Genomic DNA, 17,084 nt, shown 5'->3' on the forward strand with positions numbered 1-17,084 from the left:
TCCCAAAAAGGCTAAATAACTACTTCCGATAATCCAGTGGTGGTTTTCGATCTCCAGCCAACGATTTATAGGTAAAGGCCTCACCACCACGTGCTTTGTACAGTTCTGTTTTAGCCTGCTGGATGGTTGCGGGTTGTTGAAACAGGTCGATAGCGGTTAATGAGATCGTTTTCGCTGCGATCAGCATCCCTTTAAATCCAATGGACATCCCATCACAGGCAACGGCCTGCCAGCTATGCGCCGGAACACCGGGCACCCAGGTTGAGGTGGATAACCCTGCCGTAGGGAGAACCCAGCTTACATCCCCAACATCGGTGGATGCCGAGCCTACGCCATTCAATGCATACGGTTGAATCTCGGAAGCACGACTTAATGGTGGTAGGCTTTCAGAATTCACTGTCTTCCGGATTTTATCGGCAAATTCCGTTTCTTCAGGTGTATAGCGGTTACCGCCTACTTGTTCCAGATTTTTTTGCATCAACTTAGCCAGCGTTTCGTTAGGTAATAGATTATACAGGCCCGCCAGAACCTCGTAGGTCATCGTCGTTTCGGTACCCAGCGCAGCAGCCTGAGCAGTTTTCATCAGTCGGGCCCACACTTCTTCCAGCCCCTTTGCCGTCGGGTGTCGAATGGTATATTCCACTTCCGCATAGTCAGGAACGATATTGGAGGTAAGGCCACCCTTTTTAATTACGTAGTGAATCCGGGTAGTTGACGTCACGTGTTCACGCATCATATTGACCATATAATTCATTGCTTCCACAGCGTCCAGTGCCGAGCGGCCTTTTTCGGGAGCAGCAGCCGCATGGGCAGCGAGTCCATTGAACTGAAAATTAGCAACCCGGTAGGCAAGGGATGACGATGGACTTGCGCTGTTGCCATCACCTGGATGCCAATGCAGCACAGCATCAACGTTACTGAAAAGTCCCGCCTTGACCAGGTATGTTTTACCGCCACCGGCTCCTTCTTCAGCTGGGGTACCAATCAACTGGATCGTGCCGGATTTGCCCGATTGTTGCAAATAGTTTTTTGCCGCGATAGCCGCTGCTACGGAACCTACACCAAATAAATTATGGCCGCAGGCATGTCCGTATGCATTAGGAACCAATGGTTTACGAACAGGAACAGAGTCCTGAGACAAACCTGGCAGAGCATCCATTTCGGCTAAAATGCTGATCACTGGGGCACCATTACCATAGCTGGCCACAAATGCAGTTGGCATCTCTGCAACGCCGGTTGTAATACTAAACCCCTGGTCCTGAAGTTCCTTTTGTAATAGCTTACTGGTTTCAGTTTCCATATACCCTGGTTCAGCCAGTTTCCAGATGCGTTGCGCCAACGAAGCATAATGGGGATATTGCTTATCCAACTGACTAATAACCGCTGCTTTTTCTTTTTGAGCATAGGCAATCGTTGCCAATAGAAATACCGCTATTACAGAAAATACAGATTTTAATTTAAGCATAATAGTAGTTAAAGAAGTAAAGTTTGGAGAAATACAGAAAGGAAAAAATAAGCTCAAGCAAACCGTTGAATATACTAGTTGTGAATAAATTAACCAGCCTACCCGATAAACCTTTTATGCAGCTTACTTCTACTACATGCATTGACGGGGGCGTTACTTATCATTCTATCCTTTGTCTCCCTCATCCTTACACTGGCCATACACCTTGTGCCTAAAGCCTTAAACAGTTCAGCAGGTTATTCCATCTATTGAGAGGCTGTTATATACAGTTCAAAAGAATCACCTTTCCGAATCGGATGGGTTACCGGAGCTTTGGTATGTTACAATTAACGTATGATAACACAATAACCAGTTTATAGCCAGATTCTTGAGTACCTGTTTTCACAGGATTGCAATGTTCACATAGGGGAAAATTGCGTCTCAGGGGTCATAACTGTAATAAAGTGCAGTAAACAACACCATGAACGCTTTACTTTCAATCTCTCGATTTCTACTACTATTCATTTTTGTTGGCTGGGGTTCCGCTTTTGGGCAAACACGATCAAATTCGTTGCTTATTTCAGGAAAAATCACTGAACTGAATTCAGGACAGGGGATTCCGTTTGCCTCCATAGCAGTAAAGGGTAAGACGACGGGCGCACAGGCCGATGCCGATGGCCGATACGAACTGCATCTGCGGCAACCCGCCGACACCTTACTGGTATCAGCACTAGGTTATCAAACGATGCAGATCGCCGTTGTATCTTCAGCGCTTGATATATCGTTAACACCAACGGCTTCTGTGCTGAATGAAGTAGTTGTGCACGCGGGCGAAAACCCGGCATTTCGTATTCTCCGAGAACTGCATGCGCACCGAAAACAAAACGATTTTCGGCAGTTGGACAGCTATGACTATGAAGCGTATAGTCAACTAGCTATTACTATTAATCACTTGTCTGATCAATTCAAACAGCGAAAACCCATTCAGGCAATCCTGCACGCGTTGGAACAGAAACAAGGCAGATCTGCCCCTGAATTGCCTGTTTTTCTATCCGAAACCGTTTCACATTTGTACGCCCGACGACATCCGCAACTGACTAAAGAGCAGGTTCAGAAGACGAACATTACGAGTCTTGGAATAACCGATGATAGTTTCGTGGCACTGTTTACGGGAGCGGGTTTCAACACCTTAAATTTCTATCAGAATCAGGTAAGTCTTTTTAAGAAAGAATTCATGTCGCCCCTGGCCGAAGGAGGACGTATGGCGTATACGTATTTCCTGGCCGATACCGCGCAAATTGGTCAACACAGCTGCTATGGAATTGATTTTGACCCGAAAAATGAACGCGATCTGGTTTTTCAGGGACGGATGTGGATCGACACCCACAACTACGCGCTTGTTCGGATTGAAGCCCGTGTTGGTGATGCGGCTAATATCAACTTTATCAATCAGATAGACATCGACCAGACCTATGAACTTGTTCCCAATACTGACCATGCCTGGTTACCCGAAACGACGCATTTAACGGTCAGTGTTGGAGAGGTTGTAAAAAACACGTTTGGCGCATCGGTCGATTATACGACAACGATTCGTCAGCCAGTAGTCGGCAATCCGAAACCCGTCAATTTTTTTGACACCGATATTGCTCTCGCCAACGACCGTGCAGAATTCTCATCCGAGTACTGGAAGAATCAGCGTCAGCAAGCCGGTCAGTCTCAGAATTTCGATCAAACCCGCGCCTTACTGGATACGGTCCGGCATCTACCCATTGTCCAAACCTACACGAAGATAGCCCAGTTTGTACTTAATGGCGGCTACCTACCGCTTGCCCGAGGTCTTGACATTGGCTCGTTATTTTCTATGTGGGCCTATAATCCAGTTGAAGGTCATCGGCTCCGGCTAGGTGTGCAGACCAACAATGCATTTAGCCGTACCTGGCAACTAGCTGCGTATGGCGCTTACGGCACACGTGATCGAGTCTGGAAAACCGGCTTCGAGGTCAATTTTATCCCAACACGGAACCCGTTAACGTTGGTTACGTTAAAGCATAGCTACGATCTGGAGCAGTTGGGCTTTCGTACAGAAGACCTGGCCGACAACTCATTTTTTCGTGTCAATAGTCGGTTCGGGCCCTACCCGCGGGCATTTTATCAACGCGAAACGGCCTTGACTGCCCAGCGTGATTTAGGCACTAATTTCACTCAGACTGTCGGCGTACGTTACCGTAGCATGCATCTACTATTTCCTTTTTCAATCAATCAAGACATTGATACACAACAACTTAGTACTCTTATAACAGATTTACTGAGTAAAGAATACTTTCTGGAAACTCGTTACGCGCCAGGTCGACTACCGGCCCGGCGCGTAACGAGCCGTCGAATTCGGCGTCGGCCTTCTGAAACAGCGCCCATAGTAACTTTCCGGTACACGTTGGGAACCGGTTCATACCAGGGGCGCACTATTAAAGGCTATCATAAATGGCAGCTACAGTGGGATCATACCCTACGCTGGGGCCTGGTTGGCCGTACACAGTATACCGTTAAGGCCGGATACAGTCCGTCAACGATCCCCTATCCGTTACTTCAGGTGCATCTAGGAAATCAGACACCGTTTTATAACCGCAATGCCTTCAACCTGATGAACTATGCTGAGTTTGTAAGCGATCGGTATGTGTCGGTAGCGGTCGAGCACAAGTTTGAAGGGCTGTTTACTAATCGACTACCCCTGATCCGGCGGTGGGGATGGCGTTCGTTTGTAACCGGAACTATGTTGTGGGGACAGTTGAGCAAAGCAAATCGTGAGCTGATAGCTACACAGGATGCCACAGGAAAGCTTCTCCCACGCGTTCACTCGCTACATCAAATCCCTTATGTTGAAGTAGGATATGGTTTCGAAAACGTCTTAAAATCAATTCGAATCGAAGCTATGCACCGGCTCACATACCGGCAGAATCCAAACGTAACTCCCTTTGCTGTTAAGCTGTCGTTTCAGATTGGCTTATAAATGGTTCAGGGCATTAGAACGGGGGATCTGGAACAAACCAAAAAACAACGCGATCAGGATCGTCAAACTAAACAAATGAAAAGGGCATTCAGGAACACAGCACTAGGTTCGAAACAAAACCTACTGACCTACTCCATCTTTATAGCCATTGCATTAGCTGGCCTGGTTTATGGGAATGCAATCCTTTCTGCTTATAAATTCCTGAGGGTATGGGAGTTGGCTACTCTGCTCTTTTTATTCCTTGGCATTCCCTTCTTATTTTTCCAAACCCAAGCCAGGCTTCCTGATTTCTGGCAGGCAGATGTACCTACCAAACATAGGTTTCTTATCCCTGCCCTACTGGGAATCGGGTTTGGCCTATTGGATGTTTTGGTGGTTAAACTACTTCTTCATCCCGAGCCCTATCAGGAGCTTCCTCCCTTTCTTCAACCTTTCCCCTATTCGGTATTTCTTTACTTTTCGGGTGCCCTCGAAGTGGAAGTCTTTTATAGACTCATCCCATTAACGCTTCTCTTAGTCATTGCGAATAGAGTAAAAAATGGAAAATACTACATGACGTCCTTTTGGATAGCCTCTGTAGTAACATCCCTTAGAGAACCCCTGGAACAACTGTCGTCCGGAACGATCGGGTTTGTTCTTTATTCACTACTCAGTGGTTTTTTCATGAATTTTCTACAAGCTATGTGGTATAAAAAGGCGGGGTTTCTGGCTTCTTTTTCCATTCGGCTGGGGCACTATCTAATCTGGCATATCTTATTAGGTATTTACGTTGAATTTATTGAGCTAGCCTAAAAAATCACCTAACCTACTTCAGGGGATTTTTGGTATAGGACTATAACGAACGGGGGCGGCTAAAAATAGCCGCCCCCGTTCGTTACAAGATCAATCCACTTCGTCGGAGCATTGCTTTGGGCGATGGCTCACGACCCCGGAATTTTTTGTAGAGTTCCATTGGTTTTTCGCTACCCCCTTTTTCGAGTACATTCTTACGGAAACTATCGGCGGCTGCTTTATTATCCAGGCCACCTTTTTCCTTGAAGAATTCAAAAGCGTCGGCGTCTAAAACTTCACTCCATTTGTAGCTGTAGTAACCTGCCGAATAACCGCCCGCAAAAATGTGCGAGAAAGCGGGGCTAATGGCCACTCCCTCAACGTGTGGAAATAGATTGGCGACAGAATCCACCCGGCTTTCCACCTGAGAAATTGTTTCGCCCGTTGGCTTTTGGCTGTGGTAGTACATATCTACCAGGCCTAACCGCACCTGGCGCAGATTCGCCATACCCGCCATGAAGTTCTGGCTGGCACGAATTTTTTCGATCAACTCATTCGGAATAACTTCGCCGGTTTGGTAATGCTTGGCGAAGAGTTTGAGTGCTTCGGGATCGTAGCACCAGTTTTCCATTACCTGTGAGGGCAACTCCACAAAATCGCGGGGAACGCTCGTACCGCTTAGGCTCTCATAGGTTCCATTAGCCAACATGCCGTGCAACCCGTGACCAAACTCGTGAAACAATGTAGTCACTTCGTAAAAAGTCAGCAAGGAAGGCTTGGTATCCGTAGGACGAGTGAAGTTGCAGACGTTGACTATATGAGGGCGGATATTTTCGCCGTTTTCTACTTTTTGTCCCTGCACATCATTCATCCAGGCACCGCTACGTTTACCGGGACGAGGGAAATAGTCTCCGTAGAACACCGCCAGAAACTTACCATCCTTATCGAATACGTCGAACGTTTTTACTTCGGGGTTATAAACCGGAATGTCCTTGCGCTCTTTGAAGGTGATACCATACAATTTGTTGGCTACCGTAAAGGCACCGTTCAGAACGTTTTCGAGTTTAAAATACGGCTTCAGCGTTTCATCGTCAAGGTCGTATTTCTCTTTTTTCAGTTTCTCCGCATAATAGTTATTGTCCCAAACCTGTAGTTTATCGTCAGTAAAACCATGCGCTTTCGCATAGGTCGTCAGTTCGGCGAGTTGGCGTTCGGCAGCCGGACGGGCGTAGGTTACCAGTTCATCAAGGAAACTCTGTACTTTATCCTTAGAACCTGCCATGCTTTCTTCGAGTACAAAATCAGCGTGGGTTTTGTAGCCAAGTAAGGTTGCCCGCTCGTAGCGCAGGTTTACGATTTTCTGAATGATGGCTGAGTTATCGTTCTTATCGCCGTGGAAGCTGCGTCCATTATAAGCCATGTACAGTTTTTTACGCAACTCCCGATTATCGGCATATTGCATGAATGGCCCGTAGCTTGGCGCCTGTAACGTAAATACCCAACCTTCTTTTCCCTTTTGTTTGGCCGTCGCCTTTGCGGCTTCACGAACGTAATCGGGCAGACCGGCGAGGTCTTTCTCATCGGTCACGGGCATCATGTACTCGTTGGTTTCGTTCAGCACATTCTCGCCAAACTGTAGCGACAGCTGCGACAGTTCTTTATCAATGGCCCGGAGACGTTCCTTCCCTTTTTCGTCCAAATTCGCGCCATTGCGAGCAAACCGCTTGTAGCTTTTTTCAAGCAGCATCGCACTTTCCGGGCTGAGCTTAAAACTTGCCCGCTGGTCATAGACGGCTTTCACACGGGCAAACAGTTTCTCGTTCAGGCCAATATCGTTCCGGTATTCGCTCAGCATGGGCGATGCTTCCTTTACGATCTTCTGAAGTTCGGGAGTAGTTTCTGAACTGTTCAGGTTAAATAATACCGACGTTACTTTGTCCAGTAAGGCCCCCGAGTGTTCAAGTGCAACAATGGTATTTTCGAACGTCGGCTTCGCTGGGTTATTGATAATGGCAGCCACATCACTACGACCCTGAGTCATCCCCTCTTTAATAGCGGGCAGGTAATCGGCATTGGAAATTTTGTCAAATGGGGCCGTTTGGTGGGGTGTTGAATACGGTACCAGGAATGGATTTTGCGACATCTTAGGTTGAGGGGGCGATGGCTGAGCGAAGGTTGTCGACGCGACAACGGCCAGCAATACGCCCGTTTGTTTGATTCGTTGATGAGTAAACATAGCGATTTGCAAAATGAGTTTCCCGGAAAAATACGAAATAAAGACAATTTTGACAACGCGATGTTGCACAGGTGGTTGCCAATAGGTGTGAGTGGAAAGAACAAAAAAAGTCGACCAAGCTGGCCGACCTTTTCTACACTCCCTTCCTCTATTTTACTCAATATTAGTAGCGACCATAGCCCGGCCCATTTCCATATCCGCGCCCTCGTTGTGCTGAACGCGATCCGGGCGATAGCTCGTAAGGACGCATGTGGGCAATTACCTGATCGCGCTGTTGTGGGCCCAGAACTGCCATCATGTCGATGAACTGCCGCTGGCGAGCCTGACGGAAGAAATCGCGTTGACGGGGGTCCCGAAAATCGATGTTCTGCGTTTGCTGGTTGAATCGATCGCGAATCCGGCGAATCTCGCGCTCCTGCCGACGGGTTAGGTTTAACTCCCGATCCCACCACTCCAGGTGGCGGTCGAACTGGTTGTCGTCGTAATCGTAGTTGTAATTTGGCTGCCCGTACCCAGGTTGGTTATAACCGGGCTGATTGTATCCCGGCTGGTTATAGCCTGGCTGCTGTGGGTAGTTATTGGGAGAAGACTGTGGGTAGCCGTAACGTTGGGCAATTACGCTGGTCGAGAGAAGAACGACCAGCGTAGCGCCAGTCAGCAGGACTTTTTTCATGGTCGTGTATTGTTTTCAGGTTGTATTTATCCCTTTGAACAACCACGCATGAAATGGTTTAATTAATTCTCCTAAAAAGTATAAAAAGGTTTATGATATTCAGTTTACGGTTTGAGGTTTATGGTGGCTGGCGCGAGAACGTGCTTGCGCCAGCCACCATAAACCTCAAACCGTAAACTGAATACCATAAATTAGTACTTATACTCCGTCAATTCGTTTGCATCTTCCTGTTTCAGCACGCGTTCATACTTGGTACGGTCGAATTCACCCTCGTTGTTGGCAATGAAAATTGTGGCAACCGTATTCCCAATGATATTGGTAATGGAGCGGGCCTCAGACATAAACCGGTCGACACCAAGCAGCAACGCCAGCCCTTCAACCGGAATCACCTTGATGGCTGTTAGGGTACTAGCCAGCACGATAAATCCGCTGCCGGTTACGCCCGCTGCGCCTTTCGACGTTACCATCAGAATCCCGATAATAGTTAGCTCCTGCCCCAATGTAAGGTCAACCCCGAATACCTGCGCCAGAAAAATGGTTGCCATCACTAAGTAAATCGTGGTGCCATCGAGATTAAACGAGTAGCCCGCCGGAACAACCAACCCCACCACCGACCGGGAGCAACCCAGCGTTTCGAGCTTGTCCATAATTTGAGGTAAAGCCGACTCCGACGACGAGGTTCCCAGCACAATCAGCAACTCTTCTTTAATAAACTTGAGTACTGCCCACAAACTGATTTTATAATAGCGTAGAATCAGGTTCAGGATAACGAAAATGAACAGAATCATGGTCGCGTAAACCGTACCCATCAATTTAGCCAAAGGCAATAGTGTACTCAGGCCATATTTGCCTATCGTAAAGGCCATGCCGCCAAACGCGCCCAGAGGAGCCAGGACCATCACCACACCGAGGATATTAAAAAACACTTTCGATAGTCGCTCAAAGGTCTGAATCAGTGGTTTGCCTTTTTCACCCATGCGCGTCAGACCAACGCCGAACAGCATCGAGAAGACCAGGACCTGCAGGATATCTCCCTCCGCAAATGCTTTAATGGCGTTACTCGGAACAATGTGCAGAAAGAACTCTGTCCAGTCCATACCCGCCCCCTGCTCCGTGTATTTGCTAATGTCTCCCCCTTTCACAGCTGCGGTTTGAACACCATCGCCCGGCCGAATTACATTTGCCAGGATGAGCCCGATGGCTAGTGCGCCAGTCGTTACAATCTCGAAATAGAGTAGGGCTTTGCCTCCTACCCGGCCCACTTTTTTCAGGTCGCCCATATTGCTGATTCCCAGCACGATGGTCAGGAAAATTATGGGCGCAATGACCATCTTGATCAGATTGATAAAGAGGTCTCCGAGGGGTTTCAGTTTCGCGGCTGTTTCCGGGAAGAAGTAGCCCGTCAGAATACCCAGTGTAATGGCAAGTAGTACGCGAACGGTGAGATTGTTGAGGAGTTTCATTTAAAAATGGGGAATGAATAATGGAGAATGCACAATGAATAATTGGATGTAGGGGACTATGTACTAATGATCCGCTGGGACATTTTTAATTATACATTGTCCATTATTCATTCACTTTACAAAGCATGCGTCTGTACTACCTGCTGTTTGATTTCGTGGATACGATCGTTGAATCTGAGGCTCAGGAAATCCACGTTTGGCACCAGAATGGCTTCCAGTAATCCCATCACGGCCTCATCGTGGGGAATACGTTTGCCGGTGAGCACGCTCACGTACTTTGAGGTTACCCAGAGTACATTTTTAAGGTGCGTTTTTGCATCATCGGTCATAATGTATTCAGTCACGGTGGTGTCTTCATTCACATAGATCAGTCGCGACATAATGCGCACCCACTCGCTTACCTGCGCAGGCCGGACATAGGCAATCTGATGCTGGTAAACGACCCAGCTTGTTTTTAACTCCTTAAACAATTGGCCGGGGTTGAAGTCATACAGTTTTGCAACCTGGTCTTCCCGGGCATTGAAATAGTAATCGAAATACTTGGCGTTGTTGAGGTGCTGCAACGGATCGCAGTCCTGAAAGCGGATAATTACCCTCGATTCGGTTTCGGTTGGGTAATTACGAGTAGGGTCACGTTTAAACATAAATCTGAACTAGGATTCGTATGATTGAATTGATTCCTCTGATTGTAATTGGCACCTATCTTCGGCTATGGAATTTCTAACAATCAATTATAGCTAAAATCAAAGGAATCATTTCAATCAGATGAATCCCGGTTCAGACTATTTTGTGCAATATTTACGTTAGTTCAACAAATTTGCCGTTTTATTTCAATTCCTAAGCACATATGAAAGGTATGCGTTATCTATTGCCCATTATCGCACTGTTTATCGGTCTAACGGCCTTCGCCCCTACCGACGATTCTGATGCTGTTGTTGGCACCTGGCTAAATGGTACAAAAAAAGGACACGTCCAGATTTATAAACAGGGCGGTACGTATTTCGGTAAGCTCGTCTGGCTTGGCCAACCCACCGACCCCGCCACTGGAAAACCCCGCACCGATGAGAAAAATACTGATCTATCAAAGAGATCACGACCGCTTATGAACATGGTCCTGATGTATAATTTCAAATACGACGGTGGTGAGGTCTGGAGTGATGGCAAGATTTACAACCCCGAAGATGGGAAGGAGTATAATTGCAAAATGACACTCAAAGACCCAAATACGCTCCTCGTTCGTGGATACGTAGGCATTTCTCTCCTGGGTAAAACCCAAACCTGGACGAGGATAAAATAGTCATTCATGGTCAGGAATTGTTTTTATATTCACTACTTGCGATTCTTGACAATGTTTGACTATTCCTGACCATGAATGACGCAAAGCAGATGACAATTCCTACCCTAATCATCGGTGCTGGTCCGGCGGGGTTGGCGATGGCAGGCAGATTAGCCAAACTGGGTCTGCCGTTTACGGTTCTGGAAGCCAGCGACTACCTAGGATTCAGTTGGCGGAATCACTATGATCGGTTGCACCTACACACGGTTAAAGAGTATTCGGCTCTCCCGCACCTTCCCTTTCCGGCCGATTATCCGACTTATGTGCCCCGCCTGAAATTTGTTGAGTATCTGGAACGCTACGCCGAGCAGTTCAACATAAAGCCCCAGTTTAATCAGAAGGTGATTTCTATTCACCGTAGTCAGGATGGTCGCTGGCAGGTTCAGACCGAAACCGATTTGTTTACGGCAGAGCGGGTCGTTGTGGCTACGGGCTATAATCGCGTTCCCAATATGCCTGAATTGCCTGGTCAGCGAAACTTCAGAGGGGTCATCTGGCACAGTCACGAATACCGCAACGGAGCGCCTTTCCGGAATGAAAACGTATTAGTCGTTGGAATGGGCAATACAGGAGCGGAACTTGCGCTGGATTTGCTGGAGAATGGTGCAAAGCCCTTTATTTCGGTGCGGAGCCCGATCAATATTATTCGGCGCGAAGTGTTCGGTCGACCTGCTCAGCCCATAGCTATTGTATTAAGCAAACTCCCCAACTGGCTCTGTGATCGACTAGCCAAGTTAACCCAGCTAATCAGCGTGGGCGATGTATCAGCCTACGGGCTCGGCAAGCCGAAGCATCCGCCAACCTATGACAACCGACGCGGGAAAACACCCGTTATCGATATTGGCACCATCGACCAGATTAAGGCAGGTACCATTACTGTGGTTCCAAGTATTGACCGTATCAATGCCAAAACCATAACCTTCACGGATGGTCGGGAATTACCGTTCGATGCTATTGTTCTGGCAACGGGCTACCGAACAGGACTGGCTTCTTTTCTGGGCGATGGTTTATCCAACCAAATTCTGAATGAACGGGGTTATCCGAAAAAACTCTGGTTCGATGATGCGGCCTTGCGTGGGCTATATTTCCTCGGCTTTTCCGTCCCCGTAACTGGCGTCCTCAATCTCCTTAATAAAGACTCGGAGCGTATTGTGGCACACATTGCCGAAAACAATTCGATCCCGGCATAGTTCTATTAGTGTAATCACAATGATTACAGCAATTAGTCAACGTTATAAACACTACGATCATGAACGAGACAACCCTTAAAGGTGGCTGGAACGAATTAAAAGGCAAAATCAAACAAGCCTACGGCGACCTAACCGACGACGACCTAACCTATCAGGAAGGTCAGGAAGATGAAATGTGGGGTAAAATCCAGCAGAAAACTGGAAAAACAAAAGACGAAATTAATAAAGCAATCGCCGATTTATAATCCGATTGGCAACCCATAAAAAAAGCCGAAGCCCACAAGCTTCGGCTTTTTTGTGCCTTATTTTACAATTTTAGTTAATTGCCTTACTTTGCGGATGCATGAATCATCATCCAAAAAATAAGGCCATTTATACAGATCAGGGACGAGCGGAGATTTTCTTTCAAACCATTAACCTTGATCATTATCTGGAGAAATACCTTCTGGACCTAAGCAAACCTGACGATAAACGGTTTCACCGGCTCACATTCAGCGAAATCACCAGGGTACTGAACCAGGGGAACGTTTTAATTGAGAAATATGCTTATGCAAAAAAGAAGTACTATGCTATTTCCCGGTATGAGGGTCGCTATTACTACACCGTCTTCTACTTGGAAAAGCGGGAAGATTGCGATAAATTGTTTGCAATAATTGCCACTTGTTATGCCACAAACAACAAAGACATCCACCAACAGTACGAAGCGTACGTCCAAAAATCCAAAATCACCTTTGGACGATGAGTTAGGCATTAACGAGCCTTATCTTAATCCTAACCCTGATCCAACTACAATATTGGTTCGTTTTGAAGGGAAGTATTATAAATATGATGCAGATGGCAATCCGTATCGTTTTTACCCACCCGGTTTAAAACAACCCCGTTCCAAAACGAAGTCTCAACTATAGCCGGAGCCCACCGGCTCCGGCTTTGTTATATGGTCATTGCACTATTTCTGAGCAGTGGTGCCAGTTTTGAGAAACTGGCACCACTGCTCACTTTTATTCTCTACACACTTGGTTCCCAGCCCTTTTCATACTGTCGGCTCCAGAACTTCATCGCTTCAGCATCCTTGATATGCCCGTTTTTTGAGTCGACCGCAAACGATTTATTGGTCCGATAGGCGATGTTCGCCAGGTGGCACAATAGGGTGCTTCGGGCTCCCTGCTCTATGGTCGAATTCTGTTTGGCTTTCCCGCGAATCGCTTCGAAGAAGTTCATCATATGGCGGGTGGTCATATCTCCCCCACCGCCTAAAGCCGTTCCCGCTTCGGAAGTTTTCGACTTGCTGTCTTTAATAACTTTTCCATCCCGGCTGAACAATGTGTACCCATTGCGGTCAACATAAACTGATCCGTTGGTGCCGTAAATGATGGTTCCACGGTCGCTGCCATAGGTTTTATGACCGTTCCGGCTTTTGCCGTCCCATTTGATGATCTTGTCGCCCGGAAAGCGATAGGTTGCATCCATAGTGTCATACACATTCCAGCCATCTTCCGGAAAATGGCGTTTGGCGGCTTCTACGGTCACATACTCCGGAAATTCAACCTGAAGTGCCCACCGGGCAACATCCAGTTCGTGGGTAGCATTATTCCCCGCTTCGGCGGTTCCATAATTCCAGTTGTACCAGTGCCAGTTATAATCCCAGGTATTGTCGGTATAGGCCGTGCGCGGGGCGGGGCCCTGGAATAACTCCCAATCCAGTCCGTCGGGGACGGGTGCTTTCTTGGCAACGGGCACTTCTCCACGGGCATTGGCATAAAAGGCAACGGCTTTGTAGGCATGACCAATTACGCCGTTGTGAATCTGCCCGATGATGTCTATTGACTCCGGTGCAGAACGTTGCTGGTTACCCATCTGGATTATCTTACCCGATTTTTTCTGGATTTCAACCAGAATTTCACCTTCGCGGGGATTGTGACTACAGGGTTTTTCAACGTACACGTGCTTGCCGCCCTGCACAGCCAGCCAGGTGCCGGGTGCGTGCCAGTGATCGGGAGTAGCATTGATCAGCACATCGACGTTCTTATCGGCAATGACTTTCCGGATGTCATTTTCCAGCTTCGGCGTGTAGGTGATGTACTTCGAAAACTTTTGAACCGCGGCTTCCCGCTGCTTTTTCATTACATCACACATATACACCAACTCAACGTTGCTGTCCTTTCTCGAAATCGGGTCGTAATACGCTTCTAACCGCCGACCCAGCCCGGCAATAGCAACATTTAGTCGTTCATTGGCCCCAATTATTTTGGCGTAACTTTTCGCCGACATCCCATTGGCCAGTCCGCCAATGGTAACGCCCGCGGTACCCAGGGCGGCTGTTTTAATAAACTCTCTTCGTGAATTTTCCATTGATTGCAGGTTGTCTGTTTTTGGTTTAAGGTTTGTAGCGCGAGATTCATTGCTGTGGTGTCGGTTACTTATAACCGACACGATAGGTTTCTCAAAACCTATCGGTACAAACAGTAGGTTTTGAGAAACCTATCGTGGAAGATTTAAGAATCTTCCACCACAATCAACTTCAAACTTATTTTACGCTTTCCGTTTTCCTGATTTCGTTGCATCGCAAACGCCTTTGAAGTACCCGACGGATTCGGCGATGCCAGCGAGCGGGTCTTTCATGTCTTTTTCATATTCCAGGCTGCAACAGCCTTCGTATTTCACTTTACGCAGCATACTCACGAACGCCGGTATGTCAATCACACCACGCCCCAGCTCGCAGGTAGAACCGGCTTTCGAGGCCGCTGTAACGTTTTTCAGGTGAATATCGAAAATGCGTTTAGCATATTTCTCCAGATCGGCAATCGGGTCATCGCCATAGCGCTTATCGTGTCCCATATCAAAACAAAGTCCCATGCGTGGGTCCAGATCTTTCACTGCATCATAGACCGATTTGGCATTTGGGAACAATTGAATATCGGGTCCGTGGTTATGGATCGCATAGCGAAAATTAAACTCCTTCACTTTTTTGTCGATATACGGCAGATCTTCGGGGTTCGGAATGCCGATGATCATGTTTACGCCCACACGCTTGGCATAGTCGAATCCATTATCGATTTCCTGCTTGGTTTTCATGTAGATAGGCCCCACCGCATAGCCCGTTACGCCCGATTGCTTCAGCTTTTCATGAAAAGCGGCAATTTCATCGGCCGTGCTGGCGTAGGGAAGATGAAAATCCTTGATACACAAATAGTGTACATCCGTTCTGCGCATCATAGCCAGCGACTCGTCCAGCTTGAAATTAACAAAACTGAAACCAGCCATACCTAATTTGAATAGATCATCGCTGGCAGCAAGCTGAGCTTCCGCGGCATTGGCCGTTGCCATTACCGGACTTATACTGGCAAGGGCCATGGAGCCGCCTGCATTTTTCAAAAACGATCGACGTGAGGTCATGTTAATGACGAGTAAACTTGGTTAATCTCTATCTTAAAAACGAGTTAATGCCTTTTCTACTGACAAAAAAGCCCCTATGTTACCTCACATCGAATAAGATAATAATCAGGTCAAGGGTAGTAAAGAGGCTTCTTCGCGCGAAAAATCAGCAGGTTAAACCTGATTTTTATCAGGTTCATACAAACAGCCCAGCCCGCTTTTCATAAAATCTGTTCCTTTGAGCATCCATTCGCCTTACTCATGAATCGGTTTGTTCTTATTTTCTTAGTAGCCTACTCCATTCCAGTTGAGGGTCAAACGGTCGTATCGACGGTGCAGGAAGCGCTAACGCTGGCCCGGAGCCATAACCCGGATCTGGTCAATGCCCGCCAGAATCGGCAGGTGCAAGCCCAGCAGCAAACGGCTACCCGATCGGTTTTACTGCCCCAGGCTCGCTTCTTCACCAATTTCGATTACAACTATTCGCTTCCCGTGCAGTTGATCCCGACTGCACTTTTTGGGGGAGCACCCGGCGAATACCGTTCCATTCAGTTTGGCCTTCCCTACGTGCTGGCAGCGGGTGCCGAAGTAACCGTTCCTGTTATCAATCGACCCGCCCGTGCCGACTTAGGGATTGTGGACCAGAACTTACGCATTACCGATAATCAGAATCTGGTGTTGCAGGATGAGATTTCAACCCAAACCGCCCGTGTTTATCATGCGGCCCTGCTAACCCGATCGGCCATTGCGATTACCCGACGCAATTTAGCATCTGCCGATACACTCACCCAGATCGCGCAACAACGGCTCGATAAAGGGCTGATCGAACCTCTGGAATACAATCGGATTCGGGCCATCCAACTCACTACAGCGGATGTTCTCTACCAGAATGAACTGGCCTACATCCGCAACCTGAACCAGTTGAAACTGATGTTTGGCTTAACCCTTTCCGATAGTCTGGTACTCTCCGAGGAGTTGGCAACCCGACCCGCTGGCCAGCCTGTTTCGGCCACGGCAACCTACAATCTGGAACGCCCCCAACTAACGCTCCGGCAGTCGCGGATTGAGTTGGCTAAGCTTCAGTTGGAGCGGGAACGGCTCATGCGCTGGCCAACCCTCTCGGCCTATGGTCGATTTACGGAGCAGGCCCAGCGCAGTCAGATCAACTTCCTGAATACAAATGAGCCCTGGTTTCAGATCGGGGTGGCGGGTTTACAGTTCAACTGGCCGATTTACTCCGGTGGATTGCGAACCAGTAACCTGACCCGTGCCCGGCTTCAGTTGAAAGTGGCGGAGTCGGAACTGGCTTACGAACGCAACAAACAGATTACCGATACCGAAGACGTTCGAAATACGTATAATCAGGCCATTCGGTCGCTGGATCTGAACCGGCAGAATTATGAACTCAGTAGCCAGAATGTGCAGATTGCCCTCATCAAATATCGGTCGGGTCTGTTTGCGTATGACCAGTACCTGAACGTATTCAACGAAGTGCTGACGGCCCAAAATCGGTTCCTCAACAACCTGTCGAATGTGTTTATCAATCAAACGATCTTACAAATCCGAAACGGGCAATGAAAAAAGTTTGAAGTTCG

Annotated in this window: 14 protein-coding genes; 7 read left to right on the forward strand and 7 right to left on the reverse strand. The window is 47.7% G+C overall.

Annotation, left to right across the window (positions count from 1 at the left end; translation table 11 throughout):
• Positions 1 to 19: 19 nt before the first annotated feature.
• Positions 20 to 1,465, reverse strand: a complete 1,446-nt coding sequence (locus ACYVGO_RS27020; protein WP_460971935.1) for an amidohydrolase — start codon at positions 1,463 to 1,465, stop codon at positions 20 to 22.
• Between the two features lie 460 nt (positions 1,466 to 1,925).
• On the opposite strand from ACYVGO_RS27020, the gene ACYVGO_RS27025 reads away from it, so the two are divergent.
• Both ACYVGO_RS27025 and ACYVGO_RS27030 read left to right on the forward strand, forming a co-directional pair.
• Complete coding sequence (locus tag ACYVGO_RS27025; protein ID WP_460971936.1) at positions 1,926 to 4,448, forward strand: DUF5686 and carboxypeptidase-like regulatory domain-containing protein; 2,523 nt, start codon at positions 1,926 to 1,928, stop codon at positions 4,446 to 4,448.
• A 75-nt stretch (positions 4,449 to 4,523) separates the two neighbouring features.
• A complete protein-coding gene (locus ACYVGO_RS27030) occupies positions 4,524 to 5,240 on the forward strand; it encodes a hypothetical protein (RefSeq protein ID WP_460971937.1) in 717 nt (238 codons plus the stop codon).
• An 82-nt stretch (positions 5,241 to 5,322) separates the two neighbouring features.
• On the opposite strand, the gene ACYVGO_RS27035 is transcribed toward ACYVGO_RS27030, so the two are convergent.
• The 4 genes from ACYVGO_RS27035 to ACYVGO_RS27050 all read right to left on the reverse strand — a co-directional run bounded on the left by ACYVGO_RS27035 (position 5,323) and on the right by ACYVGO_RS27050 (position 10,235).
• Positions 5,323 to 7,362 carry a M3 family metallopeptidase gene (locus tag ACYVGO_RS27035; protein ID WP_460972114.1) on the reverse strand — a complete coding sequence of 680 codons (2,040 nt, stop codon included), beginning with the start codon at positions 7,360 to 7,362 and terminating at the stop codon, positions 5,323 to 5,325.
• Between the two features lie 256 nt (positions 7,363 to 7,618).
• Complete coding sequence (locus tag ACYVGO_RS27040; RefSeq protein WP_460971938.1) at positions 7,619 to 8,128, reverse strand: hypothetical protein; 510 nt, start codon at positions 8,126 to 8,128, stop codon at positions 7,619 to 7,621.
• A 191-nt stretch (positions 8,129 to 8,319) separates the two neighbouring features.
• Positions 8,320 to 9,591, reverse strand: a complete 1,272-nt coding sequence (locus ACYVGO_RS27045) for a dicarboxylate/amino acid:cation symporter (protein ID WP_460971939.1) — start codon at positions 9,589 to 9,591, stop codon at positions 8,320 to 8,322.
• Positions 9,592 to 9,707: 116 nt separating this feature from the next.
• Positions 9,708 to 10,235 (reverse strand): acyl-CoA thioesterase, encoded by a 528-nt coding sequence (locus ACYVGO_RS27050; RefSeq protein ID WP_460971940.1) that lies wholly within the window; start codon positions 10,233 to 10,235, stop codon positions 9,708 to 9,710.
• A 203-nt stretch (positions 10,236 to 10,438) separates the two neighbouring features.
• Here ACYVGO_RS27050 and ACYVGO_RS27055 point away from each other — a divergent pair, with 203 nt between their 5' ends.
• The 4 genes from ACYVGO_RS27055 to ACYVGO_RS27070 all read left to right on the forward strand — a co-directional run bounded on the left by ACYVGO_RS27055 (position 10,439) and on the right by ACYVGO_RS27070 (position 12,859).
• Positions 10,439 to 10,888 carry a DUF2147 domain-containing protein gene (locus ACYVGO_RS27055; protein WP_460971941.1) on the forward strand — a complete coding sequence of 150 codons (450 nt, stop codon included), beginning with the start codon at positions 10,439 to 10,441 and terminating at the stop codon, positions 10,886 to 10,888.
• A gap of 71 nt (positions 10,889 to 10,959) precedes the next feature.
• On the forward strand, positions 10,960 to 12,117 hold the full coding sequence (locus tag ACYVGO_RS27060) for a flavin-containing monooxygenase (RefSeq protein WP_460971942.1): 1,158 nt from the start codon (positions 10,960 to 10,962) through the stop codon (positions 12,115 to 12,117).
• 59 nt (positions 12,118 to 12,176) lie between these two features.
• A complete protein-coding gene (locus ACYVGO_RS27065; RefSeq protein ID WP_142772811.1) occupies positions 12,177 to 12,362 on the forward strand; it encodes a CsbD family protein in 186 nt (61 codons plus the stop codon).
• A gap of 98 nt (positions 12,363 to 12,460) precedes the next feature.
• Entirely contained in the window at positions 12,461 to 12,859 is a 399-nt protein-coding gene (locus ACYVGO_RS27070; protein WP_460971943.1) for a hypothetical protein, read from the forward strand.
• A 263-nt stretch (positions 12,860 to 13,122) separates the two neighbouring features.
• Here ACYVGO_RS27070 and ACYVGO_RS27075 read toward each other — a convergent pair whose 3' ends face one another.
• Together ACYVGO_RS27075 and ACYVGO_RS27080 are read right to left on the reverse strand one after the other, a co-directional pair.
• The gene (locus ACYVGO_RS27075) at positions 13,123 to 14,466 is read right to left on the reverse strand and encodes a Gfo/Idh/MocA family protein (RefSeq protein WP_142772810.1); all 1,344 of its coding nucleotides are present in this window, start codon (positions 14,464 to 14,466) and stop codon (positions 13,123 to 13,125) included.
• Between the two features lie 180 nt (positions 14,467 to 14,646).
• Complete coding sequence (locus ACYVGO_RS27080) at positions 14,647 to 15,510, reverse strand: sugar phosphate isomerase/epimerase family protein (RefSeq protein WP_460971944.1); 864 nt, start codon at positions 15,508 to 15,510, stop codon at positions 14,647 to 14,649.
• Between the two features lie 240 nt (positions 15,511 to 15,750).
• Here ACYVGO_RS27080 and ACYVGO_RS27085 point away from each other — a divergent pair, with 240 nt between their 5' ends.
• The gene (locus ACYVGO_RS27085) at positions 15,751 to 17,067 is read left to right on the forward strand and encodes a TolC family protein (RefSeq protein ID WP_460971945.1); all 1,317 of its coding nucleotides are present in this window, start codon (positions 15,751 to 15,753) and stop codon (positions 17,065 to 17,067) included.
• The last annotated feature ends 17 nt before the right edge of the window (positions 17,068 to 17,084 follow it).

This window comes from Spirosoma migulaei (assembly GCF_054776855.1).